General features: G+C 70.8%; 24 protein-coding genes. 4 read left to right on the top strand and 20 right to left on the bottom strand.

What is annotated here, in order from left to right; all coding sequences use genetic code 11:
- Positions 1-15: 15 nt before the first annotated feature.
- The 16 genes from ispG to ABZ928_RS07285 form a co-directional block, all read right to left on the bottom strand.
- On the bottom strand, positions 16-1,173 hold the full coding sequence (gene ispG / locus ABZ928_RS07210) for a flavodoxin-dependent (E)-4-hydroxy-3-methylbut-2-enyl-diphosphate synthase (RefSeq protein ID WP_361515636.1): 1,158 nt from the start codon (positions 1,171-1,173) through the stop codon (positions 16-18).
- 4 nt (positions 1,174-1,177) lie between these two features.
- Positions 1,178-2,200 carry an adenosyl-hopene transferase HpnH gene (gene hpnH, locus ABZ928_RS07215; RefSeq protein ID WP_361515638.1) on the bottom strand — a complete coding sequence of 341 codons (1,023 nt, stop codon included), beginning with the start codon at positions 2,198-2,200 and terminating at the stop codon, positions 1,178-1,180.
- Positions 2,201-2,205: 5 nt separating this feature from the next.
- Positions 2,206-2,847, bottom strand: a complete 642-nt coding sequence (locus ABZ928_RS07220) for a 1-hydroxy-2-methyl-2-butenyl 4-diphosphate reductase (protein ID WP_361515640.1) — start codon at positions 2,845-2,847, stop codon at positions 2,206-2,208.
- A gap of 1 nt (position 2,848) precedes the next feature.
- Positions 2,849-4,861 (bottom strand): squalene--hopene cyclase, encoded by a 2,013-nt coding sequence (shc, locus tag ABZ928_RS07225; RefSeq protein ID WP_361515642.1) that lies wholly within the window; start codon positions 4,859-4,861, stop codon positions 2,849-2,851.
- A gap of 120 nt (positions 4,862-4,981) precedes the next feature.
- On the bottom strand, positions 4,982-6,109 hold the full coding sequence (locus ABZ928_RS07230; protein ID WP_361515644.1) for a polyprenyl synthetase family protein: 1,128 nt from the start codon (positions 6,107-6,109) through the stop codon (positions 4,982-4,984).
- Positions 6,109-7,503, bottom strand: a complete 1,395-nt coding sequence (gene hpnE, locus ABZ928_RS07235; RefSeq protein ID WP_361515646.1) for a hydroxysqualene dehydroxylase HpnE — start codon at positions 7,501-7,503, stop codon at positions 6,109-6,111. The genes ABZ928_RS07230 and hpnE overlap by 1 nt, the downstream gene beginning before the upstream one ends.
- The gene (locus ABZ928_RS07240; protein WP_361515648.1) at positions 7,500-7,640 is read right to left on the bottom strand and encodes a DUF6380 family protein; all 141 of its coding nucleotides are present in this window, start codon (positions 7,638-7,640) and stop codon (positions 7,500-7,502) included. Before ABZ928_RS07240 ends, hpnE begins: the two co-directional genes overlap by 4 nt.
- A complete protein-coding gene (gene hpnD, locus ABZ928_RS07245; RefSeq protein ID WP_361515650.1) occupies positions 7,640-8,590 on the bottom strand; it encodes a presqualene diphosphate synthase HpnD in 951 nt (316 codons plus the stop codon). Before hpnD ends, ABZ928_RS07240 begins: the two co-directional genes overlap by 1 nt.
- A complete protein-coding gene (hpnC, locus tag ABZ928_RS07250) occupies positions 8,587-9,489 on the bottom strand; it encodes a squalene synthase HpnC (RefSeq protein WP_361515652.1) in 903 nt (300 codons plus the stop codon). Before hpnC ends, hpnD begins: the two co-directional genes overlap by 4 nt.
- A gap of 387 nt (positions 9,490-9,876) precedes the next feature.
- A complete protein-coding gene (locus tag ABZ928_RS07255) occupies positions 9,877-10,653 on the bottom strand; it encodes an ABC transporter ATP-binding protein (RefSeq protein WP_361515654.1) in 777 nt (258 codons plus the stop codon).
- Entirely contained in the window at positions 10,646-11,581 is a 936-nt protein-coding gene (locus ABZ928_RS07260) for an ABC transporter permease (RefSeq protein WP_361515656.1), read from the bottom strand. Before ABZ928_RS07260 ends, ABZ928_RS07255 begins: the two co-directional genes overlap by 8 nt.
- A 96-nt stretch (positions 11,582-11,677) precedes the next feature.
- A complete protein-coding gene (locus ABZ928_RS07265) occupies positions 11,678-12,550 on the bottom strand; it encodes a glycosyltransferase (protein ID WP_361516152.1) in 873 nt (290 codons plus the stop codon).
- 20 nt (positions 12,551-12,570) lie between these two features.
- Positions 12,571-13,350, bottom strand: a complete 780-nt coding sequence (locus tag ABZ928_RS07270; RefSeq protein ID WP_361515658.1) for a CDP-alcohol phosphatidyltransferase family protein — start codon at positions 13,348-13,350, stop codon at positions 12,571-12,573.
- Positions 13,328-14,389 carry an iron-containing alcohol dehydrogenase family protein gene (locus tag ABZ928_RS07275; protein WP_361515660.1) on the bottom strand — a complete coding sequence of 354 codons (1,062 nt, stop codon included), beginning with the start codon at positions 14,387-14,389 and terminating at the stop codon, positions 13,328-13,330. The genes ABZ928_RS07270 and ABZ928_RS07275 overlap by 23 nt, the downstream gene beginning before the upstream one ends.
- A complete protein-coding gene (locus ABZ928_RS07280; protein ID WP_361515661.1) occupies positions 14,377-15,129 on the bottom strand; it encodes a phosphocholine cytidylyltransferase family protein in 753 nt (250 codons plus the stop codon). The genes ABZ928_RS07275 and ABZ928_RS07280 overlap by 13 nt, the downstream gene beginning before the upstream one ends.
- Entirely contained in the window at positions 15,126-16,919 is a 1,794-nt protein-coding gene (locus ABZ928_RS07285) for a DUF5941 domain-containing protein (protein WP_361515663.1), read from the bottom strand. The genes ABZ928_RS07280 and ABZ928_RS07285 overlap by 4 nt, the downstream gene beginning before the upstream one ends.
- A gap of 279 nt (positions 16,920-17,198) precedes the next feature.
- Here ABZ928_RS07285 and galE point away from each other — a divergent pair, with 279 nt between their 5' ends.
- The 3 genes from galE (at position 17,199) to idi (ending at position 20,080) form a co-directional block, all read left to right on the top strand.
- Positions 17,199-18,170: a UDP-glucose 4-epimerase GalE gene (gene galE, locus ABZ928_RS07290; protein WP_361515665.1), complete on the top strand. Its 972-nt coding sequence runs from the start codon at positions 17,199-17,201 to the stop codon at positions 18,168-18,170.
- A gap of 173 nt (positions 18,171-18,343) precedes the next feature.
- Complete coding sequence (locus tag ABZ928_RS07295) at positions 18,344-19,285, top strand: cation diffusion facilitator family transporter (protein ID WP_361515667.1); 942 nt, start codon at positions 18,344-18,346, stop codon at positions 19,283-19,285.
- A 201-nt stretch (positions 19,286-19,486) separates the two neighbouring features.
- A complete protein-coding gene (idi, locus tag ABZ928_RS07300) occupies positions 19,487-20,080 on the top strand; it encodes an isopentenyl-diphosphate Delta-isomerase (protein ID WP_361515669.1) in 594 nt (197 codons plus the stop codon).
- 1 nt (position 20,081) lies between these two features.
- On the opposite strand, the gene ABZ928_RS07305 is transcribed toward idi, so the two are convergent.
- Positions 20,082-20,591 carry an ATP-binding protein gene (locus tag ABZ928_RS07305; protein ID WP_361516154.1) on the bottom strand — a complete coding sequence of 170 codons (510 nt, stop codon included), beginning with the start codon at positions 20,589-20,591 and terminating at the stop codon, positions 20,082-20,084.
- Positions 20,592-20,765: 174 nt separating this feature from the next.
- On the bottom strand, positions 20,766-21,389 hold the full coding sequence (locus tag ABZ928_RS07310) for an HdeD family acid-resistance protein (protein ID WP_361515671.1): 624 nt from the start codon (positions 21,387-21,389) through the stop codon (positions 20,766-20,768).
- Between the two features lie 64 nt (positions 21,390-21,453).
- On the opposite strand from ABZ928_RS07310, the gene ABZ928_RS07315 reads away from it, so the two are divergent.
- Positions 21,454-22,203 (top strand): enoyl-CoA hydratase-related protein, encoded by a 750-nt coding sequence (locus tag ABZ928_RS07315; protein WP_361515673.1) that lies wholly within the window; start codon positions 21,454-21,456, stop codon positions 22,201-22,203.
- On the opposite strand, the gene ABZ928_RS07320 is transcribed toward ABZ928_RS07315, so the two are convergent.
- Both ABZ928_RS07320 and ABZ928_RS07325 read right to left on the bottom strand, forming a co-directional pair.
- Entirely contained in the window at positions 22,190-22,825 is a 636-nt protein-coding gene (locus ABZ928_RS07320; protein WP_361515675.1) for a DJ-1/PfpI family protein, read from the bottom strand. The two genes, ABZ928_RS07315 and ABZ928_RS07320, sit on opposite strands and share 14 nt — an antisense overlap.
- Before the next feature lie 208 nt (positions 22,826-23,033).
- A complete protein-coding gene (locus ABZ928_RS07325) occupies positions 23,034-23,993 on the bottom strand; it encodes a GlxA family transcriptional regulator (protein ID WP_361515677.1) in 960 nt (319 codons plus the stop codon).
- Between the last annotated feature and the right edge of the window lie 40 nt (positions 23,994-24,033).

The following is a 24,033-nucleotide window of genomic DNA, read 5'->3' on the forward strand; positions in this document are numbered from 1 at the left end:
TTCGGTCCGTGCTGTTCAGCTCACGGTGACGGCCGGCTCCCCCGACGCGACGCCGTCCTGCTCCATCTGTTCGGCGATCTTCATCGCCTCCTCGATGAGGGTCTCCACGATCTTCGACTCGGGCACGGTCTTGATGACCTCGCCCTTCACGAAGATCTGCCCCTTGCCGTTGCCGGAGGCGACCCCCAGGTCCGCCTCCCGCGCCTCGCCGGGACCGTTGACCACACACCCCATGACGGCGACACGCAAGGGCACTTCCATGCCCTCCAGGCCCGCCGTGACCTCGTCGGCCAGCTTGTAGACGTCGACCTGGGCGCGCCCGCAGGACGGACACGACACGATTTCGAGGCGCCGCTGCCTGAGGTTCAGCGACTCCAGGATCTGGATGCCGACCTTGACCTCCTCGGCGGGCGGCGCGGACAGGGAGACCCGGATGGTGTCGCCGATCCCCCTGCTGAGCAGCGCCCCGAAGGCGACGGCCGACTTGATCGTGCCCTGGAAGGCGGGTCCGGCCTCCGTGACCCCCAGGTGCAGCGGGTAGTCGCACTGCTCGGCGAGCAGCTGATAGGCGTTCACCATGACCACGGGGTCGTTGTGCTTGACGGAGATCTTGATGTCCCGGAACCCGTGCTCCTCGAACAACGAGGCTTCCCAGAGCGCCGATTCGACCAACGCCTCCGGCGTCGCCTTGCCGTACTTCTGGAGCAGCCGCCGGTCCAGCGACCCGGCGTTGACCCCGATCCGGATCGGCGTGCCGTGGTCCCGCGCGGCCTGCGCGATCTCCCTGACCTTGTCGTCGAACTGCTTGATGTTGCCGGGATTGACGCGTACGGCCGCACAGCCGGCCTCGATCGCCGCGAACACGTACTTGGGCTGGAAGTGGATGTCCGCGATCACCGGGATCTGGGACTTGCGGGCGATGGTGGCCAGCGCGTCCGCGTCGTCCTGCGTGGGGCAGGCGACGCGGACGATCTGGCAGCCGGACGCGGTGAGTTCGGCGATCTGCTGGAGGGTGGCGCCGATGTCGGAGGTGCGGGTCGTCGTCATCGACTGCACCGACACCGGAGCCCCGCCCCCGACCGCCACCGGCCCGACCTGGATCCGCCGCGACACGCGTCGCTCGGCGATCGGCCGGACCGGCATCTCGGGGACGCCCAGGGAGACGGCGGTCATGACCTCACTCCCGGTTTCCGGAGACCGTCTCGCGCATCGCGCGCAGCGACTCCTTGAGCGAGCCCATGGTGGCGAGGACGGCGGTGGGCTCGTAGCCGCAGTGCGCCATGCAGTTGGCGCAGCGCGGGTCCTTGCCGCGGCCGTACTTGTCCCAGTCGGTCTCCTCGATGAGTTCGCGGTACGTGGGCACGTACCCGTCGCTCATCAGGTAGCAGGGCCGCTGCCAGCCGAACAGGGAGTAGTTCGGGATCGCCCAGGCCGTGCACGGGAAGTCGACCTTGCCTTCGAGGAAGTCGAGGAACAGGGGCGAGTGGTTGAGCCGCCACTTGCGCCGGTTGCCGCCCGCGAAGGCCTTCTTGAACAGTTCGCGGGTCTGCTCCACGCCCAGGAAGTGCTCCTGGTCGGGGGCCTTCTCGTAGGCGTAGGCGGGCGAGATCATCATCTCGTCGACGTGCAGGTCGTCGTTGAGGAAGTTGAGCACCTCGATGATGGTCTGCGGGGTGTCGGTGTTGAAGAAGGTCGAGTTGGTGGTGACCCGGAAGCCGCGCTTCTTGGCCTCCTTGATCGCCTCGACGGCCTCGTCGAACACGCCCTCCTTGGCCACCGACTCGTCGTGCCGCTCGCGCAGCCCGTCGATGTGCACGGCGAAGGCGAAGTACGGGGAGGGCTTGAACTTGTCCATCTTCTTGCGCAGCAGCATGGCGTTGGTGCAGAGGAAGACGTACTTCTTCTTCGCCACCAACTGCCGCACGATCTCGTCGATCTGAGGGTGCATCAGCGGCTCACCGCCGGCGATGGACACCATCGGCGCACCGGACTCCAGGACCGCCCCGACGGCCTGGGCGACCGGCATGCGCTGCTTGAGCACGCCCGCCGGATGCTGGATCTTGCCGCAGCCCTCGCACTTGAGGTTGCACGCGAAGAGGGGCTCCAGCTCCACGATGAGCGGGAACTTGTCCCGCTTGCGGAGCTTCTGTTCGGCCAAGTATGTAGCGACCTTGATGGACTGACGCAGCGGCATGGCCATCTGGCTCACCTCCTGGGGAGCAGCAAGGAACGGTGCCATTCGAAGAAAGCGGGAAGTACGGAACGAAGGACGCGGAAAGCCGATATTCCACCGCGCACCGTGCCGATCCGGACGAGTTCATGTTCTGGAGCGTCCACGACCACCCGTACGGCCGCAACGGGGCGTGGGCCCGTGCGTACGGCGCTGTGGAGTGTGGTCGCCGACTCCATGTCGACCGCGATCGCGCCGGTCGCGAGGAGATCGGACCGTTCGTGGCCGCGTACGACGTGATCGGAGCCGGTGAGCGGTCCGGTGTGGACGGTACGTCCCGGTACGGCCCGTACCAGCTCCTTGACGAGTAGGTCGGTCCCCACACACGGAACGGTTCCGTCCGGATGCCGGGTCTCCTCGGCGACCACGATGTCGCCGGGGTGCATGCCGGGTGCGAGCCCGGCGCAGAAGCCGGTGGCCAGCACGGCGGCACCGGCGAGTGACGGATCGGCGAGGGCGCGGGTGACGGCCCGCTCGGCCGCCCTGGGTCCCATTCCGGTACGGAGCACGGTGACCGGCCCGTCGGCGCCGCCGCGGTCGCCGCTGCGCAGGGCGAGCTGCTCGATGCCGAGCGCGCAGGCGATCAGCAGCGGTGCGGGGGCCGGCCGGTCGCTCATCTCACGCCTCCCCCACCTTGGCGAGCGGCTCCCCGGCCTTGGCGAACGGCTCCCCGTGGACGTACCTGCCGAGGGCCGTCAGCGGGAAGACCTGCCGGTAGAGGTGGTAGTTGATGGAGAAGTCCCACGGGAAGCCGGTGCCGGTGAAGTAGGGCTCGTCCCAGGAGCCGTCCTCCCGCTGGGTGGCGGCGAGCCACTCGACGCCCCGCTCGACCGCCTTGGAGTCCCTCTCGCCGGCGGACAGCAGCGCCATCAGCGCCCAGGCCGTCTGCGAGGCGGTCGAGGCCCCGCGGCCGCTCCACTTCTTGGAGTCCTGGTAGGAGCGCAGATCCTCGCCCCAGCCGCCGTCGTCGTTCTGGACGGACTCCAGCCAGGTCACGGCCCGCCGGATCGCCGGGTGCGAGGCGGGGATGCCGGCGGCGACGAGGGCCGGCAGGACCGACCCGGTGCCGTAGATGTAGTTGACGCCCCAGCGCCCGAACCACGAGCCGTCCGGCTCCTGTTCGGCGAGCAGCCACTCGATGCCGCGCCGGGTGCGCGGGTCGTGGGAGAGCCCCTCGACGGCCAGCATCTCCACCACATGGGCCGTCACATCGGCGGACGGCGGGTCGATGACCTCGCCGAAGTCGCAGAACGGCAGCCGGTTGGGGAAGGGGCTGGTGTTGTCGACGTCGAAGGCGCCCCACGCCCCGTTCTTCGACTGCATGCCGAGGTTCCAGCGCACCCCGCGCCCGATCGCCCGCTCGACGCGCTCCGGATCGTGATGCTTGACGCGGCGCAGCGCGAGGACGACCTCGGCGGTGTCGTCGATGTCGGGGTAGTTGTCGTTGTGGAACTCGAACGCCCAGCCGCCGGGCGGAAGTTGGGGCCGCTTGACGGCCCAGTCCCCGGGCCGCACGATCTCCTCGCCGAGCATCCAGTCGGCAGCTTTCACGAGCTGCGGATGATCGGCGGGCACGCCCGCGTCGACGAGCGCGATGGTCGCCAGGCAGGTGTCCCACACCGGCGACTGACAGGCCTCGATCATCCGGGCCCCGTCCTCGCGCCAGAGGGCGAAGCGGTCCAGGGACTCCAACCCCGCCCGCATGACCGGGTGTTCGAGGTCGTAGCCGAGCAGATGCAGGGCGATGACGGAGTACACGGCCGGTGGCTGGATGCCGCCCCAGCAGCCGTCGTTCTCCTGCCGCTCGATGATCCAGCGGGCCGCGGTGTTCATGGCCGCCCGGCGCAGCTTGCGCGGCGCGACCTTGCGCAGCTGGTGCAGCGCCTTGTCGAGGCGCTGGAAGGCTCCGTCCCAACTCGCCACCGGGGCGAGGGGCTTGAGCGGATTCGGGTCGGCGGGATCGGTGTGCAGCTCGTCGAGCGGGAACGGCGCGGGCCGTACCGGCCGCTTCGCGGAGACGATCGTCAGCGGGACGATGGTCTGCCGGGCCCAGCAGCCGAAGTCGTAGATGTTGAGCGGCACCCACTTCGGGAAGTAGATGAGCTCGGGCGGGAGTTCGGGCAGGTCCTCCCACTTCCACCAGCCGAACAGCGCGAGCCAGATCCGGGTGAAGACGCGGGCGGCGGCGATACCGCCCTGGGCGCGGATCCACTCCGACGCCTTCGCCATGTGCGGGTCGTCGGGGGCGTCCCCGGCCAGCCGGAGGGCGACGTACGCCTCGATGGTGGTGGAGAGTTCGCCGGGTCCGCCGTAGAAGGAGGCCCAGGTGCCGTCCTCGCGCTGTTCGCCTCTGATGAAGAGTCCGGCGGCGCGGGTGGTCGACTCGTCGCGGATGCCCAGGAACTGACGGAGCAGCAGGTCCTCGGCGTCCATGGTGACGTTGGTCTCCAGGTCGCCCTTCCACCAGCCCTGGGTGTCCTGCCGGGACAGGAGATGGTCGGTGGCGCGTCGGACGGCGCGTACGGCGGCTTCTTGTACCCCGGCCGCCACGGGGGTCTCGATGTCGGTTTCGCTGGCCGCGGCAGCGCGGGGCGGCAGTGCCCCGGTGCTTCCGTCGGTCGTCGCTGTCATGGCTTCCCCTTCGTGCAGTGTGCAAGTGGTGCTCTGCTGTGGGTCCGCCGTCGGCCGGTGCCTTTCCTTTCCTCGCAGCACCGGCCGGCGACTACGCGAGGGCTATTCGGCCGATAGTGATCATCTCTTCCGTACGACGACGAAGTCGGCGAGTGCCGTGAACTGCTGCCGCACCCGGTCGGGCATGTCGATGGCGTCCAGGGCCTCGATGGCGATGGTGTGCTGGCGGCGGGCCTCGCCGGCGGTCCACTCGCGGCCGCCGGCCTCCTCGATCAGGGCGGCGCGGGCGGCGAACTCCTCCTCGGAGAAGTTCTCGAAGTCGCTGCTCTTGGCGTCGGCGGCGAGGATCTCGCCGAGCCGGTCGGAGGCGGGGCCGCCCGCCGCGAGGGCGGCCACGACCGGCAGGGACTTCTTGCGCTGGCGCAGGTCGCTCCAGGTCTGCTTGCCGGTGGAGACCGGGTCGCCCCAGATGCCGAGCAGGTCGTCGACGGCCTGGAAGGCGAGGCCGAGGTGGTAGCCGTACTTCTCCAGGGTGTCGGCGGTCCGGTCGTCCGCGCCGCCGAGCACGGCACCGATGGAGCTGGCGCAGGCCAGCAGGGCACCGGTCTTGTTGCCCTCCATCTCCAGGCACTCCTCGACGCTGACGCGGTCGCGGTGCTCGTAGGAGATGTCCTGGGCCTGTCCGTCGATGAGGGCACGGGTGGCGCTGGTCAGCCGGCGGGTGGCGCGGCCGGCCTCGACGGTGCCGAGTTCGAGGAGCACCTCGTTGGCGAGCGCGAAGAGGGCGTCGCCGACGAGGATCGCCTGGGCTGGGCCGTGCACCTTCCAGACGGTGTCGCGGTGGCGGCGCTGTTCGTCGCCGTCCATCAGGTCGTCGTGCAGCAGCGAGAAGTTGTGGACCAGTTCCACGGCGACGGCGCCGGGGATGCCGGTCTCGGGTGCGGCGCCGGTGACCTCGGCGGAGAGCACCGCGAGGGCGGGGCGTACGGCCTTGCCGCCGTCGCCGGAGGTCGGGTTGCCGTCGGCGTCGATCCAGCCGAAGTGGTAAGCGGAAACGGTGTCCATGGGAGGGGCCAGGCGGTCGATCGCCGCCCGCAGTACCGGTGTCGCCAAGGTCCGGCCGCGCTCCAGCAGCGCGGTCACGTCCACCGCCTCGGCAGCCGTCGAGGCCGGGGGCACAGTGGGCACAGTCTCTCCTCTTGTTGCGGTACCGGGGGTGCGGGGGCCTGCCGCGTGCTGATCGAGCATCAGGCCGCCTCCTCGACGTCGAAGAGGTGGCTGGGGCGGGGCCGGCCCAGGGCGCTCAGCGCGGCGTCCGCCGCACTCACACCACTGCGGACCGCACTCTCCATGGTCGCGGGCCACCCTGTGGCGGTCCACGCTCCGGCCAGGTACAGGCCGGGGGCTCTGGTGCGGGCGCCGGGCCGCAGCCGTCCGACGCCGGGGGCGGGATCGAACGTCGCCGTCCGCTCCCTGGTCACGAAGAAGTCCAGCACCTCGGCACCACGGGTGCCGGGCAGCAGCCGCTCCAGCTCCGGGAGGTACTTCTCCCTCAGCGCGGCGACCGGTTCGTCGATCTCGTCCTGGGCGGCCGACTGGGACAGCGCGAGGTACTGGCCCTCGCGAAGGCCGGAGGCGTCGGTGCGGTCGAAGACCCACTGCACCGGGGTGCCGAGGGCGGCGAAGAAGGGACGGTTCAGCACCGTGCGGTCGTAGACGACGTGCACATTGAGGATCGGCGCGGTGCCGATCTCCAGCAGCCGCTCAGGGGCGTCGAGGGCGCCCTCCGGCAGCAGATCGTGGGCCTCGCGCTGGGGTACGGCGAGCACGACCGAGTCCGCGCGGAGTGTCTCGCCGGGAACCTGAACGCTCCAAGTCCCGTTCTCGTCAGTAGAGATGGAGGTGACGCGTGTACGGACCTCGATACGGACACCGGCGGATTCGAGCGCCTTGCGGGCCAGCCGGTCGTGCAGTTCGCCCAGCGGGACGCGAGCCCATCCGATGTCGGCCGCGCCCGGGTCGGACAGCAGACCGGTCTTGAACACCATCGCGGCGAGCCCCAGCGAGGCGTCGCCCGCGACCGCGTTGAGGGTGGCGACCCCGACCAGGTCCCACAGGGCCTCGACGGCACGCGCCGACTGACCGTGCGCGGTCAGCCAGCTGCCGAAGTCCTGTGCGTCCAGGTCCGGATCGGCGAGGTCGAGCCCCTTGAGCGCGAGCGCGGCCCGGCCCACCTTGGCGCGTTCGGCGAGCGAGAGATGCGGATACGTGGCGAGGCTGCGCCCCAGATGCAAGGGCACCGGCAGCGCGTCGCGCCGCAGCCTGCCCAGCCGCCGTCCCTCGGGCTTGTCCACGTCGACGACGGGCACGTCGAGACGATCCTGCAACGGCGCCAGCGCAGTGCCCTCGATCCGGTCGAGGAACCAGCGGTAGGCGGTGCAGCAGCGCAGGTAGACGTGCTGTCCGTTGTCGACGGTCAGCTCGCCGCGCTGGAAGGAGAAGGCGAGCCCGCCCAGGCGCGGCCGGCCTTCGAGGAGGGTGACGCGGACTCCCGCGTCGGCGAGCGCGAGCGCGGCGGTGATGCCGGCGAGCCCGCCGCCGATCACGACGGCGTCCCGCCCGGACTGTTTGCCGTCGGTCATCGCACACCCTCCCCTGCACGGCCGCCGCGGTGCTTGAACGGTGCACGGCAGACCGTTGCAGTCAGGGACGCCGTCCCCGCACGGAGGGTTGCGTGCCACTTATCTCCGGTGGCATCACCTTGGACCGAATTGTCCATCAGGCGCGCCTCCTGACGGTCCGCCGCGTCACATGCCGGGCGTCCAGGCCGGAGAGGCCACGGACGGCGACGTACGCCTTCTCGCGTCCGGGCAGCGAGACCCGGCCGCGCAGGACCGCCTCGGGGTCGCGCTCGATGCGGTCGAGGAGGCGGCGGTAGATGCCGGCCATGGCGGCGACACAGGCGCCGCTGCGCCGGTCGAGCATGGGGAGGAGCCGGTAGCCCTCGGCGAAAAGGGCACGGGCCCGGCGTACCTCGAAGTGCACCAGGCCCGCGAAGTCGGAGCCCTCCGGCGGGGTCGGCCCGTTGAACCCGGCCGAGCAGCCGAACTTCGCGAGGTCGTCGGCCGGCAGATAGGTGCGCCCGCCCTCGGCGTCCTCGCGGACGTCCCGCAGGATGTTGGTGAGCTGGAGCGCGAGCCCGAGCGTGTCGGCATACTCCGGCGCGCGCTCGACGCCGCGCGCCCCCGGTTCGGTACCGAACACGCCGAGCGAGAGCCGCCCGATGGCGCCCGCCACACAGCGGCAGTAGACCTTGAGGTCGTCCCAGGTCTCGTAGGTCTCGCCGCGGACGTCCATCAGGACGCCGTCGATCAGCTCGTCCAGGCCGCCCAGCGGGATCGGGAAGGTCGCTGCGGCGTGCGTGAGGGCGACCGCGACCGGGTCGGTGTCGTCCTCCTCGACCACGCCGTCGCGGACCCGGGCCAGCATCGCCCGGGTGTCCTCGAGTCTGACCGCCTTGACATCGAGTTCCAGCGCGCCGTCGCCGATGTCGTCGACCCGGCGCGCGAACGCGTAGAGCGCCGACATCGCGCGGCGCTGTGGCGTCGGCAGCAGTCTGATGCCGTACGCGAAGTTCCGTGCCTGCTGTCCGGTGACGGCCTCGCAGTAGCTGTAGGCGGCGAGTACCGGTGCGGACACGTGTGGTTCGGCCTCCACGGTCCGGATCACCCCTCTCCTCGCAGAGTCACGCCCACCTCGCGCAGCAGCTGGAGCTTGCCGGGCTTGGGCGGGCCGGGAAGTACGTCGTATTCGGCGGCGGCAATCGCACGGATTGCCGCCCTTCCCCCCGCCACGAACCCTGCGAGCAGCAGCTTGAGCCTGCCGTGGACGCTACCCACGAGGGGGGCGCCTTCATTCAGGAGAACGCGGGCGCGTTCTGCTTCGTACGCGACCAGTGCGCGCACCGATGCGCCCGCGCTCTTCGTGGCGAGATCCGCCTCCTCGACATGAAAGCGCTTCATGTCCGCGGCCGGCAGATAGATCCGGTCGCGGCCGAGGTCCTCGGCCACGTCCTGGAGGTGTTCGACGATCTGGAGCGCCGTGCAGACCGCGTCCGACAGACGGATCCGCTCGGGGGTCGAGGTGCCGGTGACGCCGAGCACCAGGCGTCCGACGGGGTTGGCCGACAGCTCGCAGTAGGCGAGCAGGTCGTCGTAGGTCTCGTACCGCTTGACCAGCTGGTCCTGGCGGTTGGCGGCGATCAGGCCGAGGAAGGGCTCGGGGGTGAGCGAGCGGCGGCGGACCGTCGGCTGGAGGCGGCGCAGCAGGGGGTGGCGGGGTTCTCCGGAGAAGACCCGGCCGAGGTCGGCCTCGAAGGCGTCCAGCATCACCAGACGGTCGTCGGCCTCCGCCGGGGAGACCCCGAGCAGCCGGGCGTCGGCGCCGCCGGGGGCGAGGTCGCCGTCGCCGATGTCGTCGACGAGGCGGGCGAAGCCGTACACGGCCATGAGGTCGGTGCGCCGGGCCCGGGGCAGGAAGAAGGGGGCCACGGGGAAGTTCTCACCCGCGGCCTTGTCCAGCGTGCCGCGCTCCGCCCGGGAGTCGCGCACCGTGTCGGTTCCCGTCACCGCCGACCGCCCGGGGCGGGGACGGCACCTGCTGCGTTGAGCTGGGGAGTTTCCGTAGCCATAGCCGTCACGTCTCCCGTTCTACACCGCCGACCCAATACACACTATTTCGGACACGCCGCCCGGCCTTCCGCGCAGCCGCCCTGACTGAGGGTGTCGGGCATTATCGCCCCACTTGCCGCGATTCGGGACCGGTACAGCTTACGTTGTACAACGCAGTGAGGTTCGTCGGGGTGTCCTGCACATCACAACAACACACCGATTGGCTTCAAGATTCCTACGCCGTACCGAAGTTGACGTTTCCTTTGCAGACGCGGGGCCCCGCCGGAGCAGTTCCGGCGGGGCCCTGCGAAGCGTGGTGGCCCGGTGCGTCCAGGCCGGGGTGGACTACTTGCCTGTGAACTTCTCGTACTCCTTGAGGACCTCTTCGGTCGGGCCGTCCATGCGCAGCTCGCCGCGTTCCAGCCACAGGACCCGGTCGCAGGTGTCGCGGATCGACTTGTTGTTGTGGCTGACCAGGAAGACCGTGCCGGCTTCCTTGCGCAGTTCGCGGATGCGCGCCTCGGAGCGCTTCTGGAACTTGCGGTCGCCGGTGGCCAGGGCCTCGTCGATCATCAGGACGTCGTGGTCCTTGGCGGCGGCGATGGAGAAGCGGAGCCGGGCCGCCATGCCGGAGGAGTAGGTGCGCATCGGGAGGGTGATGAAGTCGCCCTTCTCGTTGATGCCCGAGAAGTCGACGATCTCCTGGTAGCGCTCCTTGATCTGCTCCCGGGACATGCCCATGGCGAGCCCGCCCAATATGACGTTCCGCTCGCCGGTGAGGTCGTTCATGAGCGCCGCGTTGACGCCGAGCAGCGAGGGCTGGCCGTCGGTGTAGACCTTGCCGCTCTCGGCGGGCAGCAGCCCGGCGATGGCCCGCAGCAGGGTCGACTTGCCGGAGCCGTTGGAGCCGATCAGGCCGATGGCCTCGCCCCGGTAGGCGACGAAGGAGACACCGCGCACGGCGTGCACCTTGCGCACCCCGCGCTCCTCGCCGCGCTTGACGATACGGCTGAGGGCGGCGGTGGCGCTGCCCTTGCCGGACTTGGCGCCGTTGACGCGGTAGACGATGTGCAGATCGTCCGCGATGACGGTGGGACGGGGGTCCCTGGGCTGCTCAGCCACGGCCGTACCTCTCTTCCGCCTTCCAGAAGTAGACGAACCCGAACGCTCCGGCGAGCAGGGCCCAGCCGAGGGCGAAGAGCCACACGTGCGGGGGCAGGTACTCGGAGCCGTAGCCGTCGATCAGCGCGAAGCGGACCAAGTCCATGTAGATCGCGGCGGGGTTCCACTGGAGGACCTGGGTGACCCAGCCCGGCAGGTCCTTGCCGGCCAGCATCGCCGGGATGCTGAACATGACGCCGGACGCGTACATCCAGGTCCGCAGCACGAACGGCATCAGCTGGGCCAGGTCGGGGGTCTTGCTGCCCATCCGGGCGAAGATCAGCGCGAGGCCGGTGTTGAAGACGAACTGGAGGACCAGCGCGGGCACCACCAGCAGCCAGGACAGGCCGGGGTAGCTGCCGAACGCGACCATGATCAGGACCAGCACGATCAGCGAGTACAGCAGCTGCTGGAGCTGCTGGAGCGCAAAGGAGATCGGCAGGGAGGCCCTCGGGAAGTGCAGGGCGCGCACCAGGCCGAGGTTGCCGGAGATGGCGCGGACGCCCGCGAGGACCGAGCTCTGGGTGAAGGTGAAGACGAAGACGCCGGTCACCAGGAACGGCACGTATATGTCGTGCGGGATGCCCTTCCGGGCGCCCAGCAGCAGACCGAAGATGAAGAAGTACACCAGCGCGTTCAGCAGCGGTGTGGCCACCTGCCACAGCTGGCCGAGCTTGGCCTGGCTGTACTGGGCGGTCAGCTTCGCCCGCGAGAACGCGAGGATGAAGTGGCGCCGGTCCCAGAGCTGGCGGACGTAGTCGACGAGCGAGGGGCGGGCGCCGCTCACGGACAGCCCGTACTTGGCGGCGAGCTGTGCCGCGTCGAGGCCCTCGTCGGGCGACGGGGCCGCGGTCACCGCGACTCCGCCGTCATGCGTTGTCTCACTCACTGGTGGAAACACTTTCGTCTTCGAGATGCGCAGCCTGTGCGGGCTTGGGCAGGAGCCGGGGCCGGGCGGACCCGGTGGCTCTCAGAATCGAGCTTGTCAGATGACCGGGGGACGGCCCAGTCGGGTCAGCCGCCACACCGTACGCCACTTCATGGGCTTGCGTGGGCCGCACGCGGTGGTCCAGCCCTCCCGGAATCCGCCGAACCAGGCCTTCAGCGCGGGCCGCGAGGGGCGGCGCAGCAGGGTGAGCAGCATCCAGACCCCGAGGTAGACCGGGACCAGGAGGGCGGGGAGGTTGCGGCGGGCGAGCCAGACGCGGTTGCGGGCGACCATGCGGTGGTAGACCGCGTGCCGCGAGGGCGCGGTGGTCGGGTGGTACAGCACCATGTCGGACCGGTAGTCGATCATCCAGCCCGCGTCGAGGGCCCGCCATGCCAGGTCGGTTTCCTCGTGCGCGTAGAAGAACTCGTCCGGCAGCCCGCCGACTTCGGCGAAGACCTGGGTGCGTACGGCGTTGGCGCCGCCCAGGAAGGTGGTGACCCGGGAGGAGCGCATCGGGTCGGCGGCGCGCAGCCGCGGGACGTGCCGGCGCTGGGTCTCGCCGGTGTCGGGGTCGGCGATGCGGAAGCTGACGATGCCGAGCCTGGGGTCCTCGGCGAACGCCTTGCGGCACAGCTCCGCGGTGTCGTGGTGCGCGAGGAGGCCGTCGTCGTCGAGGAAGAGCAATATGTCGACGTCGCGGCCGCTGGGGCCGAAGGCCTCGATGCCGACGTTGCGGCCACCGGGGATGCCGAGGTTCTCGGGCAGCTCGACCGTGCGGACGCCCTCGGGGACCTCCGGGACGGGCGAGCCGTTGCCGACGACGACCACCTCGACCCGGTCGCCGTCCTGCTTGGCGACCGAGTCGAGCAGGGCCCGCAGCTCCTCGGGGCGGTTGCCCATGGTGATGATGACCGCCCCGACCTTCATCGGGCCGCTGCCGGGGGTGCTCACTTCAGCCTGCTGGAGGCGAGGATGGACACCAGGTGCAGCAGGGTCTGGAGCAGCGCGATACCGGCCAGTACGGCGACACCGAGCCGGGAGAAGAACAGGTCGCCGCGGACGTCGTCCACGATCGCGAGGACCAGGATCAGCAGGGACGCCTCGATGCCGAGGATGAGGCGGTGGAACTTCAGCAGGGACGCGGCCTTGCGGGCCAGCGCCATGCCGGAGGAGCGCATCTCGGCCGCCGACTCCTGCACGGGCGGCTTGCCGGTCTGGTGCCGGGCGACGCCGACGAGGTCGGTCTCCGCCTTGATCAGGATGGCGCCGAGCGCGGCGAGCGTGCCGAGGAACGCCCACAGCCAGTCGATACGGCCGCTGCCGAACAGGTCCGCCGAGCGCAGCCCGAAGCCGACGAGGACGGCGGCGTCGGTCAGATAGGCGCCGACCCGGTCGAGGTAGACACCGTTGAGCGAGTACTGCTTCTTCCAGCGGGCGATCTCGCCGTCGACGCAGTCCAGCAGCAGATACATCTGCACGCAGACCACACCGAGGACGGCCCCCGGGATCCCCGGCACGATCAGTGCCGGGGCCGCGAGGACGCCGAAGACGGTCATCAGGTACGTGAGCTGGTTGGGCGTGACCCTGGTGTTCACCAGGTAGCGGTCCACCCGCAGGGACACCTCGCGCATGTAGAGGCGCCCCATCCAGTGCTCACCGCTGCGCCGGTCCTTCACCCCGGCGGGGTGCACGACCGGACGGAGTTCAGCTACCGATGGTCTTGACATAGTCGACGTAGAGATCCTTGATCTGGTCGGGCTTGAGGTCGAGGTGTTCGAGGATCGTGTACCGGCCGGGCCGGGTCTCCGGAGCGAACTCCACGGCGCGGACGAACTCGTCCACGGTGAAGCCGATCTCCTCCGGGAGGACCGGCAGGCCGTGCCGGCGCAGCACCGAGGCCATGTACGCCGACTCCTCGTGCGCACCCCGCAGGAACATCGCGAAGGTGGCGCCCAGTCCGCACTGCTCGCCGTGGGCGGCGGCGCGCTTGGGGAAGAGCAGGTCGAAGGCGTGGTTGATCTCGTGGCAGGCGCCGGAGGACGGGCGGGAGTCGCCCGAGACCGACATCGCGATACCGCTGAGGACGAGCGCCTCGGCGAGCACCTGGAGGAAGTCGGTGTCCCCTATGCCGCCGGGGTGCCTGAGCACGGCCTCGCCCGCCTGGCGGGCGATCGAGGCGGCGAGGCCGTCGATCTTCTCGCCCTTGACCCGGTTGGCCAGCTCCCAGTCCGCGATCGCGGAGATGTTGGAGACCGCGTCGCCGATCCCGGCACGCACGAAGCGGGCCGGAGCCTCATGGATGACGTCGAGGTCGATGACGACCGCGATCGGGTTCGGCACGCCGTAGGAGCCGCGGCCCGCATCGTTGTCGAGGGTCGCGACCGGCGAGCACAGGCCGTCGTGCGCGAGGTTCGTCGGCACGGCGACCAGCGGCAGGCCGACCCGCGCCGCGGCGAACTTGGCGCAGTCGATGATCTTGCCGCCGCCGAGGCCCACGACCGCGTCGTAGTGGCCGGCCTTTATGTCACTGGCCAGCCGGACGGCGTCGTCGAGGGTGCCGCCGCCGACCTCGTACCAGGTGGCGCCGGGCAGCGAGGGTTCGAGCCGCTTGCGCAGCTTGGCGCCGGAGCCGCCGCTGACGGCGACGGCGAGCCTGCCGGAGTGCGAGATGCGCTCGTCGGCGAGGACGCCCACCAGGTCGTCGAGGGCACCCGGGCGGATGTCGACGACGACCGGAGCGGGGATGAGCCGGGTCAGTAGAGGCACGCGATCTCCCGTCCGCGGGCGAGATCGTCGTGGTTGTCGATCTCCACCCACTGAACGTCACCGATCGGCGCCACGTCGATCCTGAAGCCGCGGTTCACCAGTTCCTGGTACCCGTGCTCGTAGAACTGCTGCGGGTCGGTCTCCCAGACCGTCTTCAGCGCGTCGGCCAGTTCGGGGGCGGCGTCGCCCTCGATCAGCGTGACACCGATGTACTCGCCGGTCGCCTCGGCGGGGTCCATCAGCTTGGTGATCTTCTGGACGCCCTTGTCGGGGTCGACGACGACCTTCATCTCCTCGTCGGCGAGGGACTTCACGGTGTCGAGGGCGAGGATGATCCGCTTGCCCTCGCCGCGCGCGGCGAGCAGCGTCCGCTCGACGGAGACCGGGTGCACGGTGTCGCCGTTGGCGAGGATCACGCCGTCCTTGAGGGCGTCACGGCCGCACCACAGGGAGTAGGCGTTGTTCCACTCCTCGGCCTTGTCGTTGTCGATGAGGGTGAGCTTGAGGCCGTACTTCGCCTCCAGGGCCGCCTTGCGCGCGTACACGGCCTCCTTGCGGTAGCCGACGATGATCGCGACCTCGGTCAGACCGATCTCGGCGAAGTTGCCGAGCGTCAGGTCCAGAACCGTCGGTTCGCCCTCTATGCCCGCGGGACCCACCGGCACCAGAGCCTTGGGAAGGCTGTCGGTGTAGGGGCGCAGACGCCGTCCGGCGCCGGCCGCCAGCACGAGGCCGATCATGCGGGTTCTCCTTCATCGTGTACGGCGGGCGCCCCGGAGGACACCCAGAAGCGGATGCTCTCGAAGAGCACCACCAGGGCCACGGCCACGGCGAGAACCGTGAGCGCGACCGTGAACTGCGAGGCGGTGAGCGCGGCGGCGAGGACGGTGACGAGCAGCGTCCGCCCTTCGTGCCCCCCGATGGCGCGCACCAGCCAGGCCGGGGACGCGCCGGCGTTGCCGCGGATGCGGTACACCGTGTCGTAGTGATGGTAGGCGACCGCGGCCACCAGCCCGAAAGCCGCAGGAAGGGCTCCGTTCACGTCCGCTTCAGCTGCCAGGAGCAGGACGGTGCAGTACTCGGCCGCCCGGAAGAACGGGGGGATCAGCCAGTCGAGGGCGCCCTTGAGGGGGTGCGAGACGGCTTCGGCGGACAGCAGGACGTAGACGGCGGCGCACACCACGACCGACCAGCCCGGCCCGTCGATCCAGGCCGCGAGCACGAGAAGTACGGCACCGGCAGCGGCGATGACGGGTGCCAGCGCGGGGAACCTGCTCGGCAGGAAGCGCCCGAGCAGCTGGGCGAGCGGCCCGCTGTCCGCGAGGTCCGCCAGGGCCTGTGCCGCCCGGTCCGTCCGCTTGGCCTTGCGGGTCAGCGACCGCAGCACCCGGCCCGCCGTGGTGTACGTGGCCGCGAAGGCACAGCCGATGAGCAGCGCGTAGAAGGTGATCCGGGGCGTCGTGGCCGCCGTCAGGATCGCGATCATCGCCCAGCGCTCACCGATCGGCAGCACGATCATCCGGCGGATCCACACCGTCCAGCCGACGCTGTCGAGCTTGTCCGACAGAGCGGCCGTGGGACTCGTGTTGGCGGTCGCGTCGTGGTTGGCCTCGTTGAAGGAGAAGTCGACGACGTGCCGGCAGGTCTGGAGGATCATCGCGCCGAGCGCGAGCGCCCAGACGTCGTCGCCGCCCCGGGCCGCGCCCAGCGCGAGGCCCGCGTAGTAGGCGTACTCCTTGGCCCGGTCGAAGGTGGCGTCCAGCCAGGCGCCGAGCGTGGAGTACTGGAGGGCGTAGCGGGCGATCTGGCCGTCGACGCAGTCGAGGACGAAGGACGCGATCAGCAGGACGCCCGCCGCGATGAAGCCGATCCGCGTGCCGGTGGCCGCGCAGCTCGCCGCGATGAGGGCGGTGAGCAGGGAGGCGGTGGTGACGTGGTTCGGGGTGAGGCCGCGGCGGGCGCACCAGCGGGCGATGTAGCGGGAGTACGGGCTGATGAAGTGGGTGGTGAAGAAGCCGTCGCGGGACTTCACGGCCGACTTCAGGCGTACGGCTTCGTCGTCGACGTCGGCGACGGCCTGCCGTGCCTCGTTGCGGGCCTGCGGGTCGGTGGGGACGGCGGCGACCAGGCTGCCGAGCTCGGGGTGGTGGACCCCGGCGTCGTCGGCGTCCAGGGCGGTGACGATGCGGTCGGCGAGGCTGTCGACGGCGAGGGTCGTACCGCCGCCGGCGCTGCTCTCGCGGGCCATCGCCCGGGTCAGGGCCTGGCGTCCGGCGGGCTTGGCGGTGACGGCGCCGGGGATCGCGGCGAGGTCGAAGCGGGGGTCGGTGAGACCGAGGCGCAGGGCGTGCGGGTGGCCCACGAAACGGGCGTCCACGACGGCTACGCGCTCACCACCCGGCACCTGGGCGAGGAGCGTCTCGGCGTCGGTGGCGTCGGAGGCGACCCGGACGTCGTAGCCGAGGGACCGCAGATCGCCCTCGATCGACGATCCGGGGACCGGCTGACCGGTGAGGATGGCGGTCGGCAACCGAACTCACTCCCTGGGTGCCGGCGCTGGGACGCCGGTCGGTACACGGTGGGGGCGCCCCTTGCCGGTGACGGCCGGGCGGCATGTCGGCAGAGGCTATCGGATGCCGGGAAACTCGCGTTCACCGCCTGTTCATGGGCCGATCAACGCCGTCTCCCCCGGCCTTTGCCGCGATCATCATGGGTGATCACGGGCCCCGCCCACAAACCGCGGCCCGGGTGGACCGGGCATCCGGGACATTACGGAGGCCGCGATTCCCTCCGCATAGGGTGGGCGACCATGACATGGCTGATCACAGGCGGAGCGGGATACATAGGGGCCCACGTGGCGAGGGCCATGACGGAGGCCGGGGAACGCGTCGTCGCGCTGGACGACCTGTCGGCCGGGATCCCGGCACGGCTGCCGGCCGACGTGCCGCTCGTGCGGGGTTCGTCACTGGACGCCGGTCTGCTGAAGCGGGTGCTCGCCGAGCACGGGGTGACGGGTGTGGTGCACCTCGCCGCGCGCAAGCAGGTCGCGGAGTCGGTGGCGCAGCCGACGCGGTACTACCAGGAGAACGTCGGCGGCCTCGCGACGCTGCTGGAGGCGGTCGCCGAGGCCGGTGTCGAGCGGTTCCTGTTCTCCTCCTCGGCCGCCGTCTACGGCAACCCCGCTGTGGGACTGATCACGGAGGACACCCCATGCGCCCCGGTGAACCCGTACGGCGAGACCAAGCTCACCGGGGAGTGGCTGGTGCGGGCGGCGGGGCGGGCGCACGGGATCTCCACCGTATGTCTGCGCTATTTCAACGTGGCGGGCGCGGCCTCGCCCGAGCTGGCGGACACGGGCGTCTTCAACATCGTGCCGATGGTCTTCGACCGGCTCACGCGCGACGACGCCCCGCGGATCTTCGGCGACGACTATCCGACCCCGGACGGCACCTGCGTCCGTGACTACATCCATGTCGCCGATCTCGCGGAGGCCCATCTGGCGGCGGCCAGGAAGCTCTCCGAAGGCGGCCTGCGGGGCGATCTGACCGTCAACATCGGCCGCGGCGAGGGCGTCTCCGTGCGCGAGATGGTCACCGTCATCGGCGAGGTGAGCGGTGACCGCCGGGCTCCCGTCGTGGAGGCCCGGCGCCCCGGCGACGCACCGGTGTCCGTCGCCTCCGCCGCGCGAGCCGCCGAGGAGCTGGGCTGGACCGCGCGTCGAGGCGTGCGCGAGATGATCGAGTCGGCGTGGCAGGGCTGGCGGCTGCATCACGCGCGGTGACCGGGCCAGGGAACTGAGGGTGCCCTGACCTGCGGATCGTTTACCCAGGTCAGGGCACATGACAACGGTGTTCAGTGCCGCGTTGCCCCATACCCCCCACCCGTAGTTCACTGTGATCCCGGACGGGTTGTTCCGGACGGACTGTTCCGGACGGACGACAGGAGGCGGCTTCCATGGGGGCTGGGCACGATCACGGGCACGCGCACTCGCACGCGCCGGCCGGCGGTACGGCGACGGCGGCGTTCCGCGGCAGGCTGCGGGTGGCGCTGTCGATCACGCTCACCGTCATGGTGGTGGAGATCGTCGGCGGTGTCGTGGCGGACTCCCTGGCCCTGGTCGCGGACGCGGCGCACATGGCGACGGACGCGCTGGGCCTGGGCATGGCCCTGATGGCGATCCACTTCGCGGGCCTGCCGCCGAGCGGTAAGCGCACCTTCGGCTACGCCCGCGCGGAGATCCTCGCCGCGCTCGCGAACTGTCTGCTGCTGCTCGGCGTCGGCGGGTACGTCCTGTACGAGGCGATCCAGCGGTTCATCACGCCGGCCGGCACCGAGGGCGGGCTGACCATCGTGTTCGGCGCGATCGGTCTGGTCGCGAACATGATCTCGCTGTCGCTGCTGGTGCGCGGCCAGCAGGAGAGCCTGAACGTGCGGGGCGCGTTCCTGGAGGTCGCGGCGGACGCGCTGGGCTCGCTCGCGGTGATCCTCTCCGCGGTGGTGATCCTCACCACCGGCTGGCAGGCCGCCGACCCGATCGCCTCCCTGGTCATCGGCCTGATGATCGTGCCGCGCACCTGGAAACTGCTGAAGGAGACCCTCGACGTGCTCCTGGAGGCGGCCCCCAAGGACGTCGACATGGCCGAGGTGCGGACCCACATACTGGCGCTCGACGGCGTCGAGGACATCCACGACCTGCACGCCTGGACGATCACCTCCGGGATGCCGGTGCTGTCCGCACACGTGGTGGTGCGCTCGGACGTGCTGAGCGCGATCGGCCACGAGAAGATGCTCCACGAGCTCCAGGGCTGCCTCGGCGACCACTTCGACGTGGAGCACTGCACCTTCCAGCTGGAGCCGAGCGGGCACGCCGAGCACGAGGCGCGGCTGTGTCACTGAAGGTCCGGCAAACCTGTACCGACCCGTACCGATAAGTCCGTACTGAGCGGAATGCAGCGATCCGGCGTTCTGCTGCGTCCTCCACCCCACAGAGCCACCCCGGACGATTCCCTGTCCGCCGCGCCGGGCACGATCAACTGCCGGTGGTGTCGTTTTTGTACGGCACACTTGGGGCGCGAAAAACCGATGCGAAGGATGGGTATGCCGATCACACCTGCCACCGCGACGCACAGTCCGTCGAACGGCACCGCTGACCCGATTCTGCTGGAACTGGTCGACGAGGACGGCGTCACGATCGGCACCGCGGAGAAGCTCGCCGCCCACCAGGCGCCGGGTCAACTGCACCGCGCCTTCTCCGTGTTCCTCTTCGACGAGCACGGCCGGCTGCTGCTCCAGCAGCGCGCCCTGGGCAAGTACCACTCCCCCGGCGTGTGGTCCAACACCTGCTGCGGGCACCCCTACCCGGGCGAGGCGCCGTTCGCGGCGGCGGCCCGGCGGACGTACGAGGAGCTGGGCGCCTCCCCGTCGCTGCTCGCCGAGGCGGGCACGGTCCGCTACAACCACCCGGACCCGGACTCGGGCCTGGTGGAGCAGGAGTACAACCACCTCTTCGTCGGGCTGCTCCAGTCACCGCTGCGCCCGGACCCGGAGGAGGTCGGGGAAACCGCCTTCGTGACGCCCGCCGAACTCGCCGAGCGCCACGCCAAGGACACCTTCTCGTCCTGGTTCATGACAGTGCTGGACGCGGCCCGCCCCGCCGTGCGGGAGCTGACGGGCCCGTCGGCCGGCTGGTGACCTAGAGGACCCGGACCGGGGCGAGCGGCAGGGCGGCCCAGATCACCTTGCCGCCGCCCGCCGTGTGCTCGACGTCGCAGACGCCGCCCGCCTCCCGGGTGACCTCGCGCACCAGGAGCAGCCCCCGGCCGCCCTCACCGCTGTGGTCGGTCTCCAGGGCGGTCGGGCGGTAGGGGTGGTTGTCCTCCACGGACACCCGCACCCACTCGGCGCCGACGGCGACCTCCACGGCGAGCATCGGCGACAGCAGGGCCGCGTGCCGCACCGCGTTGGTGACCAGCTCGGAGACGATCAGCAGGAGTCCCTGCACCAGGTCGTCCGAGACCGGCACGCCCTGGCGCCGCAGCAGATCCCGCACGGCGTGCCGGGCCTGCGGGACGGAGGCGTCGACCGCGGGGGCGGTGAACCGCCAGACACCTTCGTACGGCAACGGCCCGGGCGGGCCGAGGGCCGGCTCCCCGTCCTCGCCGGCTGCTGGGCGCGGGCCCGGCCCACGCCCGTGGTTCTCCATCGTCCGGTCGCCACCCTCGCGCTCGATTGTCACCACACGTCGAGTGTTGGTAACGACTCGCTCCGCCCCGGATGACTGAACACAAGTCAGCGGATATCGAGCGTTTCCGATCGACTCCGCATGACAAGGGTTCCCGCCGGACCGTTCCTGTTCCACTCGTGCCGTGTTCGTGAACTATTCGGGCGGTACGGGTTTGGCGGCGCCCTCGTCCGTTTCGCGCCGTGCGTCCTCGTCGGCGGCGAGCCGCTCGGAGACCATGCCGACGATCCGCCGCCCGCCGAAGCCGGTGGCGACCAGACCGAGCCCGTCGAAGAGCAGCGCGAGGGAGAAGAAGCAGCCGATCACGTACTTGCTGCTGCTCGGCCAGGAGGCCAGCACCAGGATGCCCAGGAGCAGGCCGAAGGCGCCCTGCACCAGCGTCCAGCCGAACTGCGGCCCGCGGACCACCAGGCTGCCGGCCAGCCGGAACACCCCGCCGGTCAGGAACAGCAGCGCCGCGAACATGGTGAGGGCCTCGGCCGCGGCCTCGGGGCGGCGGATGACGACGACGCCGGCCGCGATGTTCAGGGCGGCGACCACGACACCGAGCCAGAAGAAGTTGGTGCCGCGCGCCTGGATCGCGTGCAGCAGTCCGACGGCGCCGCCGATCAGCAGCAGCCAGCCGAACAGGATCATCGAGGTGAGCGTGGCCACCCCGGTGTAGATCAGCCCGACGAGTCCCGCGAGCACCAGGATCACGCCGAGCGCGGCCAGCCAGCCGAAGCCGCGGCTCAGTTTCGTCGTCTCGTCCTTGGCCATCGGCGCCTCCTCGCGCGGGCCCCTCCCCGATCGTACGGGCGGGAGGTGCGGTTAGCATCCGGCCATGGAGCCCCAGCTGATGTACCGCGTGACCGGCTCGGTCGCCACCGTCGTCATCCACCATCCGGCCAAGCGCAACGCCATGACGGCCGCGATGTGGCGCTCGCTGCCGGAGCTGCTCGGCACGGCGGCGGCCGATCCGGCGGTACGCGCCCTGGTGCTGACCGGCGAGGGCGGGACGTTCTGCGCGGGCGCCGACATCTCCACGCTCCGGGGGTCGCCGGAGGAGGCGCAGGGGCTCGCGGTGGCCGCCGAGGAGGCTCTCGCGGCCTTCCCGAAGCCGACGCTGGCGGCGATCCGGGGCCACTGTGTGGGCGGCGGTTCGCAGTTGGCGGCGGCCTGCGATCTGCGGTTCGCGGAGGAGGGTTCGCTCTTCGGGGTGACACCGGCCAAGCTCGGGATCGTGTATCCGGCCTCCTCCACACGGAGGCTGGTGGCGCTGGTGGGTCCGGCGGCGGCCAAGTACCTGCTGTTCTCGGGCGAGTTGATCGACGCGGCGCGGGCACTGCGCACGGGGATGGTCGACGAGCTGCTCCCCGAAGGCGAACTGGACAAGCGGGTCGCGGAGTTCACCCGGATCCTGGTGTCGCGTTCGCAGTTGACGCAGGCGGCGGCGAAGGAGTTCGCGGGCGGGGCCGCCGACCGGGATGCTCACTGGACCGAGCAGGCGCGCGGCAGCGGCGACACCGCGGAGGGCGTCGCCGCGTTCCTGGAGCGCAGACCGCCGCGCTTCACATGGACTACGTCAGGATGAACCGGCTCTTGCCGCGGAACTCCTCCACGAGGTGCGCGGGCGCCTTCTCCGGCGAGCCGGCGTCGTAGGGCGGCTGCGGATCGTACTCGGTCAACAGCTGTACGGCCTGGGCGTGTTCGTCGCCCGCGATCCGGCCGAGCAGGGTGAGTCCCATGTCGATGCCGGAGGAGACCCCGGCGGCGGTGACGTACTTGCCGTCGAACACGACCCGCTCCCCCGTCGGTTCGGCGCCGAAATTCTTGAGGAAGTCGAGGGCCAGCCAGTGCGAGGTGGCCCGGCGGCCGTCGAGGAGTCCGGCGGCGGCCAGGAGCAGTGAGCCGGTGCACACGGACGTCGTCCAGGTGCTGGTGGCGTCGGCGGCGCGCAGCCAGTCGAGGAGGGTCTCGTTCTCCATCTGCGGGGTCTGGCCGGGGCCGCCGGGCACAATCACGATGTCGGGGCTCGGGACCTCGGCGAGGGTCTTGTCCGCGATGATGGCGAGCTTCCCGGTGTCGGTGCGGACGGGGCCCGCCTGCTCGGAGACGAAGACCAGGTCCGCGTCCGGGAGACGGCCGAGGGTCTCGTAGGGGCCCACGGCGTCGAGGGCGGTGAAGCGGTCGAACAGGACGATGGCGATCTGCATCGGGGTCCTTCCGATGGATGAGCGGGTGGGTGCCAGGTGGAACGGGCCGACGTCCGCGGCGGGGGCCACTCGGCGGGCGCGGAGTGGGCGGAGCCGAAGGCGGTGCCTCAGCGGGCTCGGCCAAGGGGTCAGCGGTTCGATGGGGCCGGGTGGGCCGGGCGGCCGGACAGGGGCGGGCCGGTCCGGTGGCTCAGGGCTCGTCGGCGCTTCAATGAGCCGGTGTCGGGCGGAAGCGGCGGCGGTACTCGGCCGGTGGGGTGCCCAGGGTTTTGACGAAGGCGCGGCGCATGGTCTCGGCGGTGCCGTAGCCGCTGGCGCGGGAGATCTCCTCCACGCCGTCCGCGGTGTCCTCCAGGAGACGGCGGGCGTGTTCGAGGCGGACCCGGTCGACGTACCGGCCGGGGGTCGTGCCCGTCTCGGTCTGGAAGGCGCGGGCGAAGTGGCGCGGCGAGAGACGGGCGCGGGCGGCGAGCGTCTCGACGGTCAGATCGCCGTCGGGGTGCTCGGTGATCCACTGCTGGACCTCGCGCAGGGGCTCCCGCTGTGCGGTCTGGGCGGCCAGCTGGGCGCTGAACTGGGCCTGGTTGCCGGGCCGGCGCAGGAAGACCACCAGGTGGCGGGCGATGGTGAGCGCGACGTCCCGGTCCAGGTCCTCCTCGACCAGGGCGAGCGCGAGGTCGATGCCGGAGGTGACTCCGGCGGAGGTGGCGATCCGGCCGTCCCGGACGTAGATGGGGTCGGGTTCGACGTGGATCGCCTCGTGGTCGCGGGCGAGCTTGTCGCAGTACGCCCAGTGGGTCGTGACGCGGTGGCCGTCGAGCAGCCCGGCCTCGGCGAGCAGGATCGCGCCGGTGCAGACGGAGACCAGGCGCCCGGCACGCGGCCCGTGCTCCCGCAGCCAGTCCGTCAGCCTCGGGTCGGGACGGCGGGTGCCCTGGCCGCCCGGGACGAGCAGGGTGTGCGGCACGGAGGCGTCGGTGAGGGCGAGATCCGGTACGAGGGTCAGGCCGCTGGAGGTGCGCACGGGGGCGCCGTCCAGGGAGGCGGTACGGATGCGGTAGGTGCCCGGGGTGTGGTGCTCGGCCCCGGCGAACACCTCCAGGGGGCCGGTGACATCGAGGCTCTGCACGTCGTCGAAGAGGACGACGAGGACGGTTCGCTGCGTCATGCCTTCGATTCTTGGGCGCCTCCGGGATGGCCGCAATGAC

Source organism: Streptomyces sp. NPDC046909 (assembly GCF_040644695.1).
Classification (GTDB): Bacteria; Actinomycetota; Actinomycetes; order Streptomycetales; family Streptomycetaceae; genus Streptomyces.